Source organism: Enhygromyxa salina, assembly GCF_002994615.1.
GTDB lineage: Bacteria > Myxococcota_A > Polyangia > Nannocystales > Nannocystaceae > Plesiocystis > Plesiocystis salina_A.
Genome location: NZ_PVNK01000207.1, coordinates 34788 through 49865, shown reverse-complemented (window position 1 = coordinate 49865; position 15078 = coordinate 34788). Strand labels below are relative to the sequence as shown.

Annotated in this window: 13 protein-coding genes; 8 read left to right on the top strand and 5 right to left on the bottom strand. The window is 71.1% G+C overall.

The features are described from left to right. Window positions 1–2: 2 nt before the first annotated feature. From amrS to ENSA5_RS24170, 6 genes are all read left to right on the top strand, one after another. A complete protein-coding gene (amrS, locus tag ENSA5_RS24195; protein WP_106394060.1) occupies window positions 3–1118 on the top strand; it encodes an AmmeMemoRadiSam system radical SAM enzyme in 1116 nt (371 codons plus the stop codon). Further along, entirely contained in the window at window positions 1115–1786 is a 672-nt protein-coding gene (locus ENSA5_RS24190) for a phosphoribosyltransferase (protein WP_181198085.1), read from the top strand. The genes amrS and ENSA5_RS24190 overlap by 4 nt, the downstream gene beginning before the upstream one ends. A 62-nt stretch (window positions 1787–1848) precedes the next feature. Then, window positions 1849–3084, top strand: coding sequence for a Mur ligase family protein (locus tag ENSA5_RS24185; protein ID WP_106394059.1), 1236 nt, complete (start codon window positions 1849–1851; stop codon window positions 3082–3084). A gap of 112 nt (window positions 3085–3196) precedes the next feature. Further along, a complete protein-coding gene (locus ENSA5_RS24180; RefSeq protein WP_146156052.1) occupies window positions 3197–3805 on the top strand; it encodes a hypothetical protein in 609 nt (202 codons plus the stop codon). Window positions 3806–3852: 47 nt separating this feature from the next. Continuing rightward, window positions 3853–5700 (top strand): M20/M25/M40 family metallo-hydrolase, encoded by a 1848-nt coding sequence (locus ENSA5_RS24175; RefSeq protein ID WP_106394057.1) that lies wholly within the window; start codon window positions 3853–3855, stop codon window positions 5698–5700. Between the two features lie 131 nt (window positions 5701–5831). Further along, window positions 5832–6791 carry a hypothetical protein gene (locus ENSA5_RS24170; protein ID WP_106394056.1) on the top strand — a complete coding sequence of 320 codons (960 nt, stop codon included), beginning with the start codon at window positions 5832–5834 and terminating at the stop codon, window positions 6789–6791. Between the two features lie 5 nt (window positions 6792–6796). Here the strand turns inward: ENSA5_RS24170 and ENSA5_RS24165 are convergent, their stop codons facing one another. From ENSA5_RS24165 to ENSA5_RS24155, 3 genes are all read right to left on the bottom strand, one after another. Then, a complete protein-coding gene (locus ENSA5_RS24165) occupies window positions 6797–8875 on the bottom strand; it encodes a gluzincin family metallopeptidase (protein WP_106394055.1) in 2079 nt (692 codons plus the stop codon). A gap of 1 nt (window position 8876) precedes the next feature. Continuing rightward, window positions 8877–9434, bottom strand: a complete 558-nt coding sequence (locus ENSA5_RS24160; RefSeq protein ID WP_106394054.1) for a ClpXP protease specificity-enhancing factor SspB — start codon at window positions 9432–9434, stop codon at window positions 8877–8879. 293 nt (window positions 9435–9727) lie between these two features. After that, window positions 9728–11290 (bottom strand): dicarboxylate/amino acid:cation symporter, encoded by a 1563-nt coding sequence (locus tag ENSA5_RS24155; protein WP_106394053.1) that lies wholly within the window; start codon window positions 11288–11290, stop codon window positions 9728–9730. A 117-nt stretch (window positions 11291–11407) separates the two neighbouring features. Here ENSA5_RS24155 and ENSA5_RS24150 point away from each other — a divergent pair, with 117 nt between their 5' ends. Continuing rightward, window positions 11408–12142: a hypothetical protein gene (locus tag ENSA5_RS24150; protein WP_106394052.1), complete on the top strand. Its 735-nt coding sequence runs from the start codon at window positions 11408–11410 to the stop codon at window positions 12140–12142. Window position 12143: 1 nt separating this feature from the next. Here the strand turns inward: ENSA5_RS24150 and ENSA5_RS24145 are convergent, their stop codons facing one another. Then, on the bottom strand, window positions 12144–13118 hold the full coding sequence (locus tag ENSA5_RS24145; RefSeq protein ID WP_106394051.1) for a hypothetical protein: 975 nt from the start codon (window positions 13116–13118) through the stop codon (window positions 12144–12146). 29 nt (window positions 13119–13147) lie between these two features. Here ENSA5_RS24145 and ENSA5_RS24140 point away from each other — a divergent pair, with 29 nt between their 5' ends. After that, the gene (locus ENSA5_RS24140) at window positions 13148–13696 is read left to right on the top strand and encodes a gamma-glutamylcyclotransferase (protein ID WP_106394099.1); all 549 of its coding nucleotides are present in this window, start codon (window positions 13148–13150) and stop codon (window positions 13694–13696) included. 164 nt (window positions 13697–13860) lie between these two features. Here ENSA5_RS24140 and ENSA5_RS24135 read toward each other — a convergent pair whose 3' ends face one another. Beyond that, window positions 13861–15078 carry an MFS transporter gene (locus ENSA5_RS24135; protein WP_106394050.1) on the bottom strand — a complete coding sequence of 406 codons (1218 nt, stop codon included), beginning with the start codon at window positions 15076–15078 and terminating at the stop codon, window positions 13861–13863.

The window sequence follows — 15078 nt, the reverse complement described above, 5'->3', positions numbered from 1 at the left end:
CCATGGCAGGGGCGACACCACTGCGCGAAGAGATCGAGCCCGGCGTCGTCCGCGGTCAGTGGTGGCACGTGCTCGAGGATGGACGCATCCAGTGCGATGTCTGCCCGCGCTTTTGCAAGCTTCGCGAGGGTCAAAAGGGCTTTTGCTTCGTGCGCGAGGCCCGAGATGGCGGGATCGTGCTCACCAGCTACGGCCGCGCGAGCGGCTACTGCATCGATCCAATCGAGAAGAAGCCCCTCAATCATTTTTATCCCGGGTCCAGCGTGCTCTCCTTCGGGACGGCGGGCTGCAACCTCGGTTGTCGCCACTGCCAGAACTGGGACATTTCGAGGGCCCGAGAGGACCGCGTCCTCGCGGCCTCGGCGTCGCCAACGCGGGTCGCCGAGGCCGCCGCAGAGGCCGGCTGCAGGAGCGTCGCGTTCACCTACAACGATCCGACCATTTTTGCGGAGTACGCGATTGACTGCGCGATCGAGGCCCACGCGCACGGGCTCGAGACCGTCGCGGTCTCGAGCGGCTACATGACCCCGGAGGTCCTGCCTCACTTCTACGCCCACATGGACGCCGTCAACATCGACCTCAAGGCGTTCACCGAGAATTTCTATCGCAAGACCTGCTTCGCCCACCTCGATCCAGTGCTCGACACCCTCGAGTGGCTCCGGCACGAGACCGATGTCTGGCTCGAGGTCACGACCTTGCTGATCCCCGGATACAACGACAGCGAGACCGAGGTCGAGCAGCTGTGCGCGTGGTTCGTGGACAAGCTCGGACCCGACGTGCCCCTCCACTTCAGCGCATTTCATCCCGACTTCAAGGTGACGGATGTGCCGCCGACGCCGGCGGCGACGCTGCGGCGGGCCCGCGCTCAGGCCAAGGCCGCGGGCCTTCAATACGTCTACACTGGCAACATTCGCGACACTCACGGCCAGTCGACCTACTGCACCCACTGTGGCCAGGAGCTCGTCGGCCGCGACGGCTACGCGATCACCAACTGGCACCTCGACGCCGAGGGCCGCTGCGACGCCTGCGGCGAGCGGGTGCCTGGCCACTTCGCGGCGGAGCCGGGCGACTGGGGCATGAAGCGGGTGCCGGTCTCTTTGACCGAGGAGGCCAGGTGACCCTGAGGTTCCGCGACCGCGAGGATGCCGGGCGGCAGCTGGCGATGGAGCTCGCCTCCTACGCCGTCGACGATCCGATCGTGCTCGCGCTCCCGAGCGGGGGCGTACCGATCGGCGATGAGGTCGCGCGGGCTCTCCGGGCGCCCCTCGATGTCTGGGTCACGCGCAAGATCGGCGTCCCCTGGCGGCCCGAGCTCGGCATGGGCGCCGTGGCCGAGGGCGGGAGCGTGCACCTGTGTCCGAAGATCCTCGGCCGCGTCGGGCTCTCGGAGGAGGAGCTCGGCGACGCGATCACCCACAAACAACGCGAGGTCGAGGCCCACATCCAGCTCTATCGCGGTGGCGCTCCGCGACCGATTTTGCGCGACCGCACCGTCATCGTCATCGATGATGGCATTGCGACCGGCGGCACGATCCGGGCCGCGATCCCGTCGATCCGTGCCCAGGGTCCGAGGAAGATCGTGATCGCGGTGCCCGTCGCGGCGCCCGAGTCGGTCCGCGCGCTCGAGCCCGAGGTCGATCGCGTCATCTGTCTGCTGACGCCGCCCAACCTGTTCGCGGTCGGCGTGTGGTACGAGAACTTCGATCAGATGAGCGACGACGAGGCCGTGCGGGTGATCGAGCGTGCTCGACGAGACCTCGCAGAGTCCGGTCACGCGGTCGCCTGAGTGCGCAGGATTCCCCAGCGTCGCGTGGTTTCGCGCACCGCCAGGCTGCTAACTTGCCCCCAGTGAGCGAGACAGCGCCCCGACCGGTCCCGCCCGCGGCTTCGTGGGCCGAGGACATGTTCACCTTCGGCGTGACCGGGACCAACGGCAAGACCTCGACCACGCACCTGCTGGCCGCCGCGGTCGCGGCCGCGGGTCACTCGACGCTGCGGATCGGGACCGTGGGCGTCGATCTCGACGGCGAGGCCCTCGCGCGGGGCAAGAGCTACCAGGACTTCCTGGCGACCCTGCAGCTCGCGGCCGAGCGCGGCTGTCGTCACGCGGTGCTCGAGGCGACCAGCCGCGGGCTCGCCCAGGGCTACGCGCGAGCGTGGCGCTTCGACCTCGGCGTGTTCACCAACCTCTCGCCGGATCACCTGAAGACCCACGGTACCTGGGAGCACTACCTCGCGGCCAAGGCCCAGCTCTTCGTGCACCTCGGGCCGGGGCAGACGGCGGTGCTCAACGCCGCCGATCCCTTCGCGCTGTTCATCGACCAGGCCACGCCCGGCGACGTCACGCGGCGGTGGTTCGCGGCGCCCTCGCGCGGGCCCAAGCTCCACGACGCCGATCTCGAGGCCGCGCGCGTCGAGGTCACGGCTGCCGGGACCCACGTCGAGCTGCTCCCCTCGCCGCTCGCCGAGGCGCTCGGCGGCGAGCTACGCACGCGGATGGTCGGCGAGGTCTTCGCCGAGAACGCGCTCGCGGCCGCGCTCGCCGGCCTCGCCGCCGGCCTCCCGGGCGAGGCCGTGACCCGCGGGATCGCGAGCTGCCCCGGGGTTCCGGGCCGCTTCGAGATCCTCGATCACGGCGAGGCGCGCCCGGTCATCGCCGTCGACTACGCCCACAGCCCCGACGCGCTCACGCGCAGCTGCGCGACGGCCCGCGAGCTCGCCGGCTCCGAAGGCCGCGTGATCGTGGTCTTCGGTGCGGGCGGGGACGCGAGCGCGGACAAGCGCGAGCCGATGGGCGCGGTCGTGGGCGCGGGCGCCGAGCTCGCGATCGTCACGAGCGACAACCCGCGCAGCGAAGACCCCCAGGCGATCGCGGACATGCTGCTCGCCGGGCTGCGCCAGGGCAGCGCTCGGGTCCTCGTCGAGCTCGACCGCGCGCGCGCGATCGAGCTCGCCGTCCACGAGGCCGGGCCCGGCGACGTGGTCGTGGTCGCGGGCAAGGGCCACGAGACCGGGCAGGTCGTCCGCGGCCGCACCCTGCCCTTCTCCGACGTCGATCAGCTGCGGCGGCTGCTCGGGTCGTAGCCGGTCAGGCAGTGCGCCCGCACACGAATTTTCTCCGTTTTTGCTCCGACTGGGCGCTCGACCGCGGGCGCGCGGGCCTGGCACCGTGTGCATCGACCGGAGCAATCCCAGCATGAAGATCGACCTCAAGAAATTCTTGGCCATCACTGCGTTCATGAGCCACGGCCTCGCGGCGTCCAGCGGCTGCCTGATCACGTTGAACGACGGTGACGGCGGCACCACGCAGTCCGGCGACGGCGACGGCGACGGCGACGGCGACTCCGGCGAGACCGGGACCGGCGACGGCGACTCCGACACGGGCGACGGCGACTCCGGCGACGGCGACGGCGACCCCGGCGACGGCGACGGCGACCCCGGCGATGGTGACGGTGACACGGGCGACGGCGACGGCGACGGCGACGGCGACAGCGACAGCTGGATGTGCACCGACGGCTCGACGATCCCGCTCGACTTCGTCTGTGACGAGGAGGCCGACTGCCCCGACAACTCGGACGAGGTCACGGGCTGCGGGCTCCCGGCCGCGCAGTGCGGCGACGGGAGCGAGATCCCCGAGACCTGGCTGTGCGACGAGTTCGACGACTGCGAGGACAACTCCGACGAGGTCGAGGGCTGCGGCCTCGAGGCCTTCGTGTGCGACGACGGCTATCACATCCCGCTCGAGTACGAGTGCGACATGTACTACGACTGCCCCGACGACTCCGACGAGACCAACTGCGACTGAGTCCGGGGGTCGCTTGATCGAAGCGAGCGACGGGGTACGGTCCGGCCATGCGTCGGTCCCCCGTCCCCGCGCTCGCGCTGCCCCTCATCCTCGCCGCGACCGCCTGCGCCGACCCCACGCCCGCGCCGGTCGTACCGAGCGAGGTCGCGGTCGACACCCCGCAGCCACCGACGGCGCCCGAGCTGTCGGCCCAAGACATTCATGAGGCGGTCGCGTTCCTGGCCGACGACGCCCAGCAGGGCCGGCCGCCAGGCACCGAGGCCGACGCCCGCGTCCAGGCCTGGGTCATCGCGCGCATGGAAGCCGTCGGCCTCGAGCCGGGCGCGGGCGCGGGTGAGTTCGTCCAGCGCTTCGAGGTCGGCGACGGCGCGCGCCTGCGCGAGGGCCAGGCCAGCCGCCTCGGCGACATCCCCCACGCGATCGTGCCCTTCGGCCACGACACCGGTGAGACCGCGGTCTCGGCCAAGCTCGTGTTCGTCGGCCACGGCGTCACCGGTGAGGGCGACGACCCCGGCGACTTCGCCAAGATCGAGCTCGACGGCGCGATCGCGGTCGCGCTGGTCGGCAGCGCCGATCCCCACGCGCCCGCGGCCAAGACCCGACCCCAGGGCAAGCTGATCGCCGCGCGCGATCGCGGCGCCGTGGGCCTGGTCCTGTGGGACCCCGACAGCGACAGCCCGTGGCCCAACCACGGCCAGTTCAGCGAGCTCGAGATCCCCGCGGTGTTCGTGGGCAAGTCCGGCAACGAGGCCCTGCGCAAGGCCCTGCGAGCCCGCGGCGAGGCCCCGCCCAAGCTCGGCGCGACCAGCCGACGCGCGCTCGAGCTGCACACGCCGATCGAGCCCGTCGTGCTCGGCACCGCCAACGTGATCGGCGTGCTCCCGGGCAGCGCGCCCGCAGACACGCGCAAGCGGGTGATCATCGGCGCGCACATGGATCACCTCGGGCTCGGGACCAGCAGCTCGCTCGCGCCCGGCGAGCACGCCGTGCACAACGGCGCCGACGACAACGCCTCGGGGGTCGCGGTCGTGCTCGAGCTCGCCGAGGCCTTCGCCGCGCTCGGGCCCGAGCACCGCCCCCACGACCTCGTGTTCGTGACCTTCGGCGCCGAAGAGATGGGCCTGCTCGGCAGCAAGCACATGGTCGAGGCCCTCGACGCGTCCGAGCGCGCGCGGATCCTCGCGATGCTCAACTTCGACATGGTCGGGCGCCTGCGCGACAACGAGAGCCTGCTCGTCAACGGGACCGGGACCGCGCAAGAGTGGCCAGCGCTGCTCGAGCGAGCCAACGGCGGCGGCGGCGTTGCCAAAGCCGAAACCGAAACCGAAACCGAAGCCGGCGAGGGTGAAGCGCTCGTCGGGCGGCTGCGCCTCGCGGGCATGGCCGACGGCTGGGGCCCCTCGGACCACGCCTCGTTCTACGCGGAGGGCGTCCCGGTCCTGCACTTCTTCACCGGGGCCCACGACGACTATCACAAGCCGAGCGACGACCTCGACAAGCTCGACAGCGACGGGGCCGCGGAGGTCGGCGAGCTCGCGGGCCGCATCGTGCTCGGGCTGCTCGAGCGCTGCGATCCGCTGACCTACGTGAAGGTCGAGCGCCCGAGCCAGGGCCGGACCAAGTTCCGCGTCTCGCTCGGGACGATGCCCGACTACGGCCGTGACGTCGACGGCATGGGGATCGACGGCGTGCGTGACGGGGGCCCCGCTGCGGCCGCGGGCCTGCAAAAGGGCGACGTGATCAAGCGGATCGGCGCGCGCGAGATCCACAACATCGACGACTACATGGCCTGCTTCGGCGAGCTCGAGCCCGGCGTGGCCGTCGAGATCGAGTGGGAGCGCGACGGCGCCATCCAAACCGGGGAGCTGGTCCCCGCGGCCCCACGCTCGCGCTAGCACCCCGGGCTGCTAGCGGGCCGCCCAACAAACCAGCGCGGCCCAGAGTGCGTCCCTGGCCTTCGAGGCCGCGCGGGGCTCTTCGGCAGCCTGCGAGCACCGCGGCAGCCGCGATCCGCTAGACTGGGGCGGTGCGAGAGCTGATCGTCGCCTCTTGTCTTGTCTCCCTCGTCGCCGGCTGCAAGCAAACCCCCGAGCCACCCAAGAAGTCGCCCGCGGCCGAGCCCGCGACCAAAGAGGCGCCCAGCGCCGAGCCGCTGCCCGCTGGCGTGCGGGTCGAGCTGGCCAACACCGAGGGCCGAAGCTGTCGCCGGACCCTGTGCGTCGCCGGGCCGGGCGAGCTCGACAGCGTGGCCAACCGCGACCTCGCCGAGCTGTGTCGGCGCTCGCCTGGGATCGTCCAGCGCTGTGAAGGCGAGCGCTGCGCCACCGTGTGGACGAGCGAGCAGTGGCAGACCGGGCTCGACGGGATGATCGGGACCCTCGATCAGAACGAGGACGGCAAGGTCGATGAGAAGGATCCCAGCTGCTCCGTAGGCCTCGCCGGGTGGTCGACGGGGGCGGTGATCGTCAGCGACGCGCTGCCCCGGGCGCTCGCCGGCGACGCGCGCGTGAACGCCGACCGCGCCGAGGTTGATCGGCTCCTCGCGATCGCCCCCTACTTTGCCGAGCCCGGCCCGGACCGAGCGCAGCTCCAGATCGCAGACAACGTGCGCAAGGCCTTCATCTACCGCCAGACCAAGAGCCCCGCGGGCGACTGCTCGGCGGCGTTCGAGGGCGGCCCGTGGCTCAGCCCGGCCCCCGTCTGCGGCGAGAACACGACCTGCTACGACTACGACTACTCACAAAAGAGCGACAACTTGGCCTACATCGGACGCCGCGGGTCGAGGTCGGGTAACGAGGTCGGGCACTGCAACATCGTCTCGCTGGTCGCCAAGATCGGGCTCGACAACCTCGCCCGGGGCCAGGAGTCGTACACGCAGCTGGTCCCGCCCTACAGCGACGGCACCCACGGCGGCCGCGAGCTCCCCCATGGGCCGGCGAAGCCCGATCCGGTCGTGGTCCTGCCCAACGAACCCGAGCCGGACTGAGCCGGTCAGCGCCGGGCCTGAAGCCGCTCTCGCCGGCAAGTGGGGGCGACGCCTCGGGCCCGCCGCCGACGGCCGAGCCCGCCGAGCAGGAGCAGCGCGAGACCCCCGATCCACCCGAACGGCCCCGCGCCAAACGGCCCCGCGCCACCGCCCGCGCTCACGCACCCGCAGCCGGGCCCCTCGACCTCGGCCTCGACGTCGCTCGCGACCACGAAGAAGTTGGACACCGACACCCCACCGGCCGTGCGGTTGGCCAGGGCGACGTGGAGCACGTCGCCCGGCGCAACGGGGACGCGAGCGATGAAGTCATGACCGTTGAGCAGCTCGGCCTCGGCGGCGAGGTCCCAATCGCCGGTCACCGTGATCACATCCTCGTCGTCGAGCCCGTACTCGAAGGTGATCGGCTCGCCGCCGATCTTCATGAGCACGGTCGCGGCCGGAGGCCCCTCGCCCGAGCTCAGGCTCATGGTGAAGAACACGGTGACCTCGGTCTCGCCGGGCGGGACCTCGTAGCGCAGCTGCAGGGGCCCCGGCGCGAAGGGGGCGATCGACTCGTCGGCGGCGATCAGGACCATGCGCTTGCCGTTGGTCGCGAGCGAGAGGTCGTCGATGATGTGGGGGCAGTCGAGCAGCCCCCGGCCGGTCAAGCTGCGCTCGATCAGCTCGTAGTCGAGCTCGGCGAGGGTCCCCGCGGCGACGAAGGCCTCGGCGGCGGCCATGTACGCGCGGCCGAAGTCTTCGAGCGTCGCGTCGGGCGGCAGGCGCGGGAGGGTCTGGAGCAGGATCTCGTCAACCACCACGCCGACCCGAGCGCGAGCCGCCCACAGCGCCCCCGAGACGATCAGCCCGTCGCTGTGCCACTGCCCGACCAGGTCGTCGGGGCAGACCTTCTCGTGCAGCGCGGTCCGGATGTAGGGCGTCGAGCCGCTCACGCCGAAGCGCCCGATGTACTCGCCGACCTCGGGATCCCCCGAGAGCGACATCGCGAGGTAGTCGGCCACCCCCTCGTGGAGCGCCCCGGCCTCCGACACGATCCCGGTCGGGCTGAACCTGCGGTCGGCGAGGCCGTCGGGCGCGAGGTGCTGAATGACCGAGTGGCCCATCTCGTGAAACAAGATGTCGGCGTCGTAGGCGTAGTCGGCGTAGCGACCCTGGCCGATGATCAGCGTGGGCGACCGCTCGGGATCGCACTCGTCGACGAAGTTGGCTCCGCCCAGGGGGATCTGCTCACCGTCCTCGTCGAGCGCGTAGCGGTTGACGACGACCGTGAAGTGATCGCAGCGCGCGCTGTCGAGGCCGCGCTCGCTCATCCGCTCAAAGAACTGCTCGACGTAGTAGTAGGCCGCGACCTCGGCGTAGAGGTCGTCGGTCGCCTCGTTGTCGGCGATCAGCCCGATGTTGGGCAGCGGCACGAAGAAGTCGCCGCTCGCGTCGGACCGAGCCCGGGCGTAGGGAAAGCACTGGCCCGGCGTCCACCAGCCCGGCGGGGTCTCGTCGGACTCGTCCACGCAGCCGCGCACGTCGATCGTCGGTGAGGCCAGGGGCGCGTCGGCGACCGCGACGTCGATCGTTGTGAATTCGATCTCGATCGGCGTGGGCGTGGACGCCGGGTTCTCGGGATAGACGAGGGCGCCGCTGTCGAAGGTCAGCGAGCGCCGGGCCAAGACCGCGCCCGTCGACGCGCTCAGCCAGACCCGCGCGCGGGCCGGGGCCGGGTCCAGGTCGAGGGGCGAGGTGACCTCCCAGGCCAACACCGCCGCGTCGAGATGGCGCAGATAGACCAGCTCGAGCTCGAGGCGATCGGGCGCCCAGCCAAAGCGTGCGGCCGCGAGCGCGCGCGCGTCATCGCCCGATACCCGAGCCTCGTCGGGCGACGAGCGGACCGAGCCGATCTCGCGCGCGGCGACGCGCGTGGACGCGGCGTCGGCTGCCGTCGCCCACAGCTCGTAGGCGCCGCGGACCGGCAAGCCGTTGACCCTCGGCGTGTGCTTGACGATCTGGGTCTGCCCGCCCGCCTGACGCAGCTCGACCGTGCTCGGTGATCCGGCCAGGATCACACTCAGCGCGACCGAGCTCGCGATCATCTCAGCTGCCCCCGTCGATCACGGTGAACGCCGCGCGGCGGGTCTTGACCTCGGCCTGATCGACCGAGGTCTCGCCCTCGTCCTCGTCCTCGCCTTCACTGTGCTCGGCCGCCGCGAGCCCGACCACGGCCGGCGGCGACTCCTTGACCGGGCGGCGACGCTTGCGGCGACGCGAGCCGCGGCCGCGATCCTTGTCCGTGGCCTTGGTCAGCTTCGGGTCGACGGCGGTCGGCGCCAGCTTGGCCCGCAAGGACGCGGGGACGTGGTCCTCGAACACGCGGCCGCGGCCCGTGTCGCGCTCGGCGACGACATAGATCGCCGCCCAGGGGAAGACGCAGCGGGTCACGTAGCCGCCAAACGAGAGGTTGGCCTCGACCCCGAGGGCGGTGAACTCGAGCTCCAGCGGGTAGCTGGGGTCGAGGTCGATGACGAGTCGCTCGGTCCACTTCTCGCGCACGAAGTCTGGACACACCGCGTCCGCGTGGGTCACGTCAACGTGGAGGCGAGGGCAGGCGTCCTTGGCCTGGAGCGACTCGATCGTGCGTTGAATCTGCTGCATGGCTGAGGGCCGAGCCTACCAGAGTCCACCGACGTGGGCTGCCCGCGGGGCTGTCCAAGCGAGGGGCGGCGCACTGCGCGAGATCTGGTTCGACCGCGAGCACCGCCGCGCAGCGAGAAGGCAAGCGATGGCCTGGATCCGCACCGCGCGACGTGACGAGCTCCCTACGACAAGCTCCACAACCAGGACGAGGACCAAGCCCGGGCGGGACCCTGGCCACGGGCCGCTGGGGCACCTGCCGGAGCCACAGGTGCCGCGACCTCGAGGGGCGCGCGGGCGAGTGGGAGCGGCTCTCATGTCGCGCCCGCGGGGAGCTCGGGCGGATCGGGCGAGCCCTCGAGCTGATCGATCACGGCCGCGCCGATCGAGTCGCCCCACACGTTGACCGTCGTCCGACAGCGGTCGAGGAACCAGTCGATCGCGAGGATCAGCACGATCCCATCGGTCGGGAGGTTGACCGCGTTCAACACGATCACCATCGTCACGAGCCCGGCCTCGGGGATCCCGGCGGCGCCGATCGCCGCGAGGGTCGCGGTCAAGAAGATGATGACCTGGTGGGCGATCGTCAGCTCGATCCCGTAGGCCTGAGCGATGAACATGGCCGCGACCGCCTCGTACATGGCCGTGCCGTCCATGTTGATCGTGGTGCCGAGCGGGCACACGAAGCTGGCCGCGCGGGCACGCACGCCATTTTTGGCCACGCCGCGCAGGGTCAGGGGCAGCGTCGCGGCGCTCGACGCGGTCGAGAACGCGGTCATCAGCGCGGTGACCATGCCGCTCGCGTAGGCGATCGGGTTCTTCTTGCCGACAAACAAGAGCAGCGCGGGCAGCACGATCAGCGCGTGAAAGCCGAGGGCGCCGATGACCGTGCCTGCGTACCAGGCGATCTGTCGCAGCTGGGGCAAGAAGCCCTCGAAGCCCCCGGCGCGGCCGAGCCTCCCGGCGACGAGCGCGAAGATGCCGATCGGCGCAAAATACATGATCCCGCGGACCATGATCATGATCGCCTCGTTGAGCCCGTCGAAGAACAGGATCACGTGACCTCCGCGCTCGCCGAGGGTCGTCAGCACGGCCCCGAGCGCGAGCGCGAACAGGATCACGGGCAGGACCTGCGTCTCGGCTGCGGCCATGATCAGGTTCTTGGGCACGAGCCCGACGACGACCTCGCGCACGACCTCGAGGATGGTCTTGTCCTGGACTGGCGCCCTCGCGAGCTCGAGCTGGAGGCCGGGCTCGCCGCTGACCGGCGGGGCCACGCTCGTGCCGTCGGCGAGCTCCCAGTGCTGGATCGGCAGCTCGGTCTCGGTCACCGCCGCGTACTCGGGGATCCGACCGTGGTAGGTCTCAACCTCCGCGTCCGGCTTGGCGCGGCCCTGCACGACCACCCGGTACTTGTGGTCATAGTCGATCTTCTCGAGCTTGGCGCCGCCCTCGATCACGAGGGTGTCGTCTTCGATCCGCCAGCTCGCGGCGACGGACTCGCCGATCGTCACGCCCTCGCCTGGACGCGTCAGGTTGACGGCGACGAGCCCGACGAGGACCGCGAGCGCCGTCGTGATCGTGTAGTAGACCAGCGTCTCGAGCCCGATCCCGCCGAGCTTGCGCACGTCGCCGAACGCGGCCACGCCCATGACCATGCTGCAGACCACGAGCGGGACGACCATGAGCATGAGCGCGTGCAGGAACACCTCGCCGAGGAACTCGACCCCGCGCCCGAACTGGGGCCACTGACCGCCCGCGACCGCGCCGAGCGCGACCCCTGCGAGGATCCCGATCAGGAGCAAATTCGAGCCCCGTCGGGGGTCGTCTGCGTCACCCGACGGCTCACCTGGCGGATCTTCGAGCACCTCGGACATGGTGCCCTATCTGTGGGTGTGACACCGAATCGCAGAGGCCAGCGAGCACGCAGCAGTTGCGCGGAGCCTCGACGATCGAGACCTTGGCGACCTTGGCAGAGCTGATAACGTCAAGCGGTGGAGTGGGTTGGCAGGGCGGACTTCGCCATCACCTTGCTGGCGTCGGGTTGCATCTGGGGAGTCAACCCTGAGTTCCGCCCGGGCGACGACTTCCACGCTGACACGACCGACAGCGGGGACGGCGACAGTGGCGACAGCGACGGCGACACCGGCGACGGCGACGGCGACGGCGACCCCGGCCCCGGCCCGTGCGAGAACTTCCAGCCCACGGTCGAGCTTCACCGGCTGCTCGCCTCCGCGTCCGGCTTTCCCGATCCGCTGACCTCGTCAAACGCGAGCAACATCGAGCTCAGCGTGTCCGAAAACTCGATGGTCGACGACGAAGACCGAATCTACCTCTACTTTGATCACGACATGGCCGGCCAGTCCTTGACCACGCAGTTCAGCTACTTCGTGCTCGAGCTCAACGACGCCGGGTGTGCGCTCAACGCTGCCGTCGATATCGCCTCGCTCGACCTCGTCGATGCCCCGATCGTCGACTTCAGCGACGCCACGGCCGAGCCCGTCGAGCAGGGTGAGCTCGGTGGCGGCCCCGAGGGCGAGGGCGTCAACGTATGGGACATCACCGAGATCGGGCTCCAGGATCCCGACTGCGATCAATCGGTCCGAGACTCGGTCGCCTTCAGCATCAACGGTGGCCCCTACGATCTCCTCTGGGACTACCCGGGCGTGGCGGCGGTCATCCGCGAGACCCGGATCTACGCTGGCCGCGAGCTCGACGTGTGCCTTTGAGTCAGACTTCGTTGGCGCAGGTCGTGAACGCCTCGCAGGTCTCGACCGCCGCGCAGGCGTCGAAGGCCGCCCGCGCCGCCTCGTCGCCGGGCGCGAGGTCCTTGCCGCACTGGACCGCACACTCGACGTAGGTGCTGGTCATCACCTGCTTGAGCTCTTCGAGCTCCTCGGGCTCGAGCTCGACGTTCTCTTGCTCGGCGCCGCACACGATCGCGCGGGTGCAAAAGGCGTCGCAGGTCGGGCTGATCCCCGGCGTCGGTCCGCTCGCGTCGCCGTAGTCGGTCTCGGCCCAGCTGTCGAGGCAGCTGAGCATGCCGTCACACGAGGCGTGGTCGATGCAGCCGATCAGCTCGGTCCGCGCGGGGCTGTCGACGGGCGTGGCCTCGCACGAGAGCAGGCAGGTCTCGTCGAGCTCGCTGCGCCGGACGTCGTCTCGCATGCACTCGGGGTCGATGACCTGCTCGTCCTCGCCCGCGTCGGCGCCGGCCTTGCCGGGCCGCGTCTTGCGTCCGCCCGCCTCGGTCTCGCAGACCTTGGCGATCGCGCACGCGCTCGCCTGGCTGCACAAGTTCTCGCAGGTCCGCTCGCCGACGGGCGCGACCGCGGCCAGCCACGGCCGGACCGTCGCGGTCCCGACGCAGCCCCAGTAGGCGTTGCACGAGTCGAGGTTGAGGCAGTCGCGCAGCGCGAGGCTCGAGCCCCGGTCTTCGAAGGTCGCGCACGCGGAGTCGCACTCTTGCCCGAGGCGATCGGCGATCACCGTCGGGTCGCCGTCGATCTCCCCGACGAGCTCGGGCACGCAGCGCTCGAGCCGGTCACAGCCCGCGCTGCAGACCCCGGGGGCGTCGACCTCTTCGTCGACGACCGCGATCGGCGCGTCCTCGGGCTGCTCGACTGGCGTGGTCGGCTTGCGACATGCGCCCCCGAGAGCCCCCGTCGCCAGGGCCAGGACGAGCACCAGGCCTCGCTGCGGCATGCCGGGAGTGTAGATTAAGATTGAAAGTCATGTCCCCCGCCTCGAACCCGCTTTGGATCTTCGGCTACGGCTCGCTGGTCTGGCGACCCGCCTTCGCCCACGCCGAGCGCCACGCGGGCTACGTGCGCGGGTTCCAGCGGCGCTTTTGGCAGGGCTCGACGGACCACCGCGGCGTCCCCGGGGCGCCCGGGCGGGTCGTGACGCTGCTGCCGAGCACGCGAAACGAGCGCTGCTGGGGCACGGTCTACCGCGTGGCCCCCGGCCACGAGCCCGAGGTCCTCGCGAGCCTCGACCACCGCGAGAAGGGCGGCTACGAGCGCCGTCGGGTCGAGGTCGTGCACGGCGCGGGGCGGATCGCCGACGTGCTCGTGTACCTCGCGACGCCGACCAACCCCGAGTGGCTCGGCGAGGCCCCGCTCGAGCAGGTCGCCGCCCAGATCCTGACCAGCGTCGGACCGAGCGGGGCCAACGTCGAGTACCTCCTGCGTCTCCACGACGCCCTCGCCGAGATGGGCGGCGACGACGGCCACGTCAGCGCCCTCGCCGAGCTGGTCCGCGCACAGCTCCCGCGTGGGTGATCCTGCAGCCCACCCCATCGCAAAGCACGACCGAGAGCCCCGACGGCAACGACACCTGCGACACCCTGCTCGGCGCGGGCGCGACCTCGAAGGGCATCAAGCGCGCGCCTGGATCTGTCGGCGGCGCGGAGCTCGTGGCGCTCGGGCTGGGCCGAGCTTCGAGTTCACGACCCGCTTCGCGGCGACGAAGCTGTAGCTTGGTCCTGGCCGCGGAGCCTGGCGCCCGTGCACGCAAGCATCACCAGGGTCACGCCAGCGCCGAGCAGCGCGGGCGATCCGGGTCCGAGGAGCTCGAAGGCGCTCCCGGCTCCGACCGGTCCGAGCACGCGGCCGAGGCTCGCGGCCGCCGAGGCCAGGCCCAGCGTGGCCCCCTGGCGACTCGGCTCCGTGCCCTGACTGATCAGCGCGGACAAGCTCGGCGAGACCAGCCCGTTGCCCAGCGCCACCGCGCACGCGGCCACGATCAAGCTCGGCGCGTGGCTGGCCGCGCCCAAGCCCGCGAGGCCCAGGCTCAACACGACGAGGCCGACGCGCAGCGTGCCTCGCTCACCGAGCCGCGCGACCACTCGCCCGACCACCACGCCTTGGCTGAGCACGATCGTCACGCCGATCAGCGTGAACAAGAGCCCGACCTCCGAGGCGCCCCAGCCCAGCCGGGCCTCGAGCAGCAGGGCGAAGGTCGACTCCATGCCCGCGAACGCGACAAACAAGCCGAGGTTGAGCCCGATGAGCGCCAGCACGGGGGAGCGCCGCAGCGTGGCCCGGGGGCCTCGCGGGGTCGGCCGGGCGCGGGCGTTGCGAGCTTCGGGCAGCCACACGAACGCGAGCACCCAATTGCACACGCTCAGCCCCGCCGCGGCCACGAAGGGCAGCGCCGGCCAGCTCGGCGTGGTCAGGAGCGCGCCGATCGCCGGGCCGAGCACGAAGCCCACGCCGATCGCCGAGCCCACCCGACCCAGGGCCTTGGCGCGTCGCTCGGGCGCGCAGCGATCGGCGACGTAGGCCTGCGCCGTCGGGACCTTGGCGCCGCACGCCCCCGCGCACAGTCGCGCCACGAACAGCCAGGCGAGGTCATTGGCGACGGCGAGCAGCAGCATCGACGCGCACGATCCGGCGATCGAGAGCAGGAGCACCGGTCGTCGGCCAACGCGGTCCCCGAGCCGCCCGAGCAGCGGCGCGGCGACGAGCTGGGCGAGGGAGAAGGCCGCTGCCAGGTAGGCGATCGCGGCCGGCGTCGCCCCGAAGCGCTCGGCGTGAAAGGGGAGCACCGGGAGGATGATCCCGAACCCAACCATGTCGAGGCAGACCGTCAGCCACAGCGTGAACAAGGCGCGACCGGACAGCCCTGGCTCGACCCGCGCTCGCGCGGGGTCACCGATCAT

Coding starts and splice junctions, on each gene's coding strand:
- amrS (WP_106394060.1), top strand. CDS start 3: ATGGCAGGGGCGACACCACTGCGCGAAGAGATCGAGCCCGGCGTCGTC.
- ENSA5_RS24180 (WP_146156052.1), top strand. CDS start 3,197: ATGAAGATCGACCTCAAGAAATTCTTGGCCATCACTGCGTTCATGAGC.
- ENSA5_RS24175 (WP_106394057.1), top strand. CDS start 3,853: ATGCGTCGGTCCCCCGTCCCCGCGCTCGCGCTGCCCCTCATCCTCGCC.
- ENSA5_RS24165 (WP_106394055.1), bottom strand. CDS start 8,875: ATGATCGCGAGCTCGGTCGCGCTGAGTGTGATCCTGGCCGGATCACCG.
- ENSA5_RS24160 (WP_106394054.1), bottom strand. CDS start 9,434: ATGCAGCAGATTCAACGCACGATCGAGTCGCTCCAGGCCAAGGACGCC.
- ENSA5_RS24155 (WP_106394053.1), bottom strand. CDS start 11,290: ATGTCCGAGGTGCTCGAAGATCCGCCAGGTGAGCCGTCGGGTGACGCA.
- ENSA5_RS24145 (WP_106394051.1), bottom strand. CDS start 13,118: ATGCCGCAGCGAGGCCTGGTGCTCGTCCTGGCCCTGGCGACGGGGGCT.
- ENSA5_RS24140 (WP_106394099.1), top strand. CDS start 13,148: ATGTCCCCCGCCTCGAACCCGCTTTGGATCTTCGGCTACGGCTCGCTG.
- ENSA5_RS24135 (WP_106394050.1), bottom strand. CDS start 15,078: ATGATCGGTGACCCCGCGCGAGCGCGGGTCGAGCCAGGGCTGTCCGGT.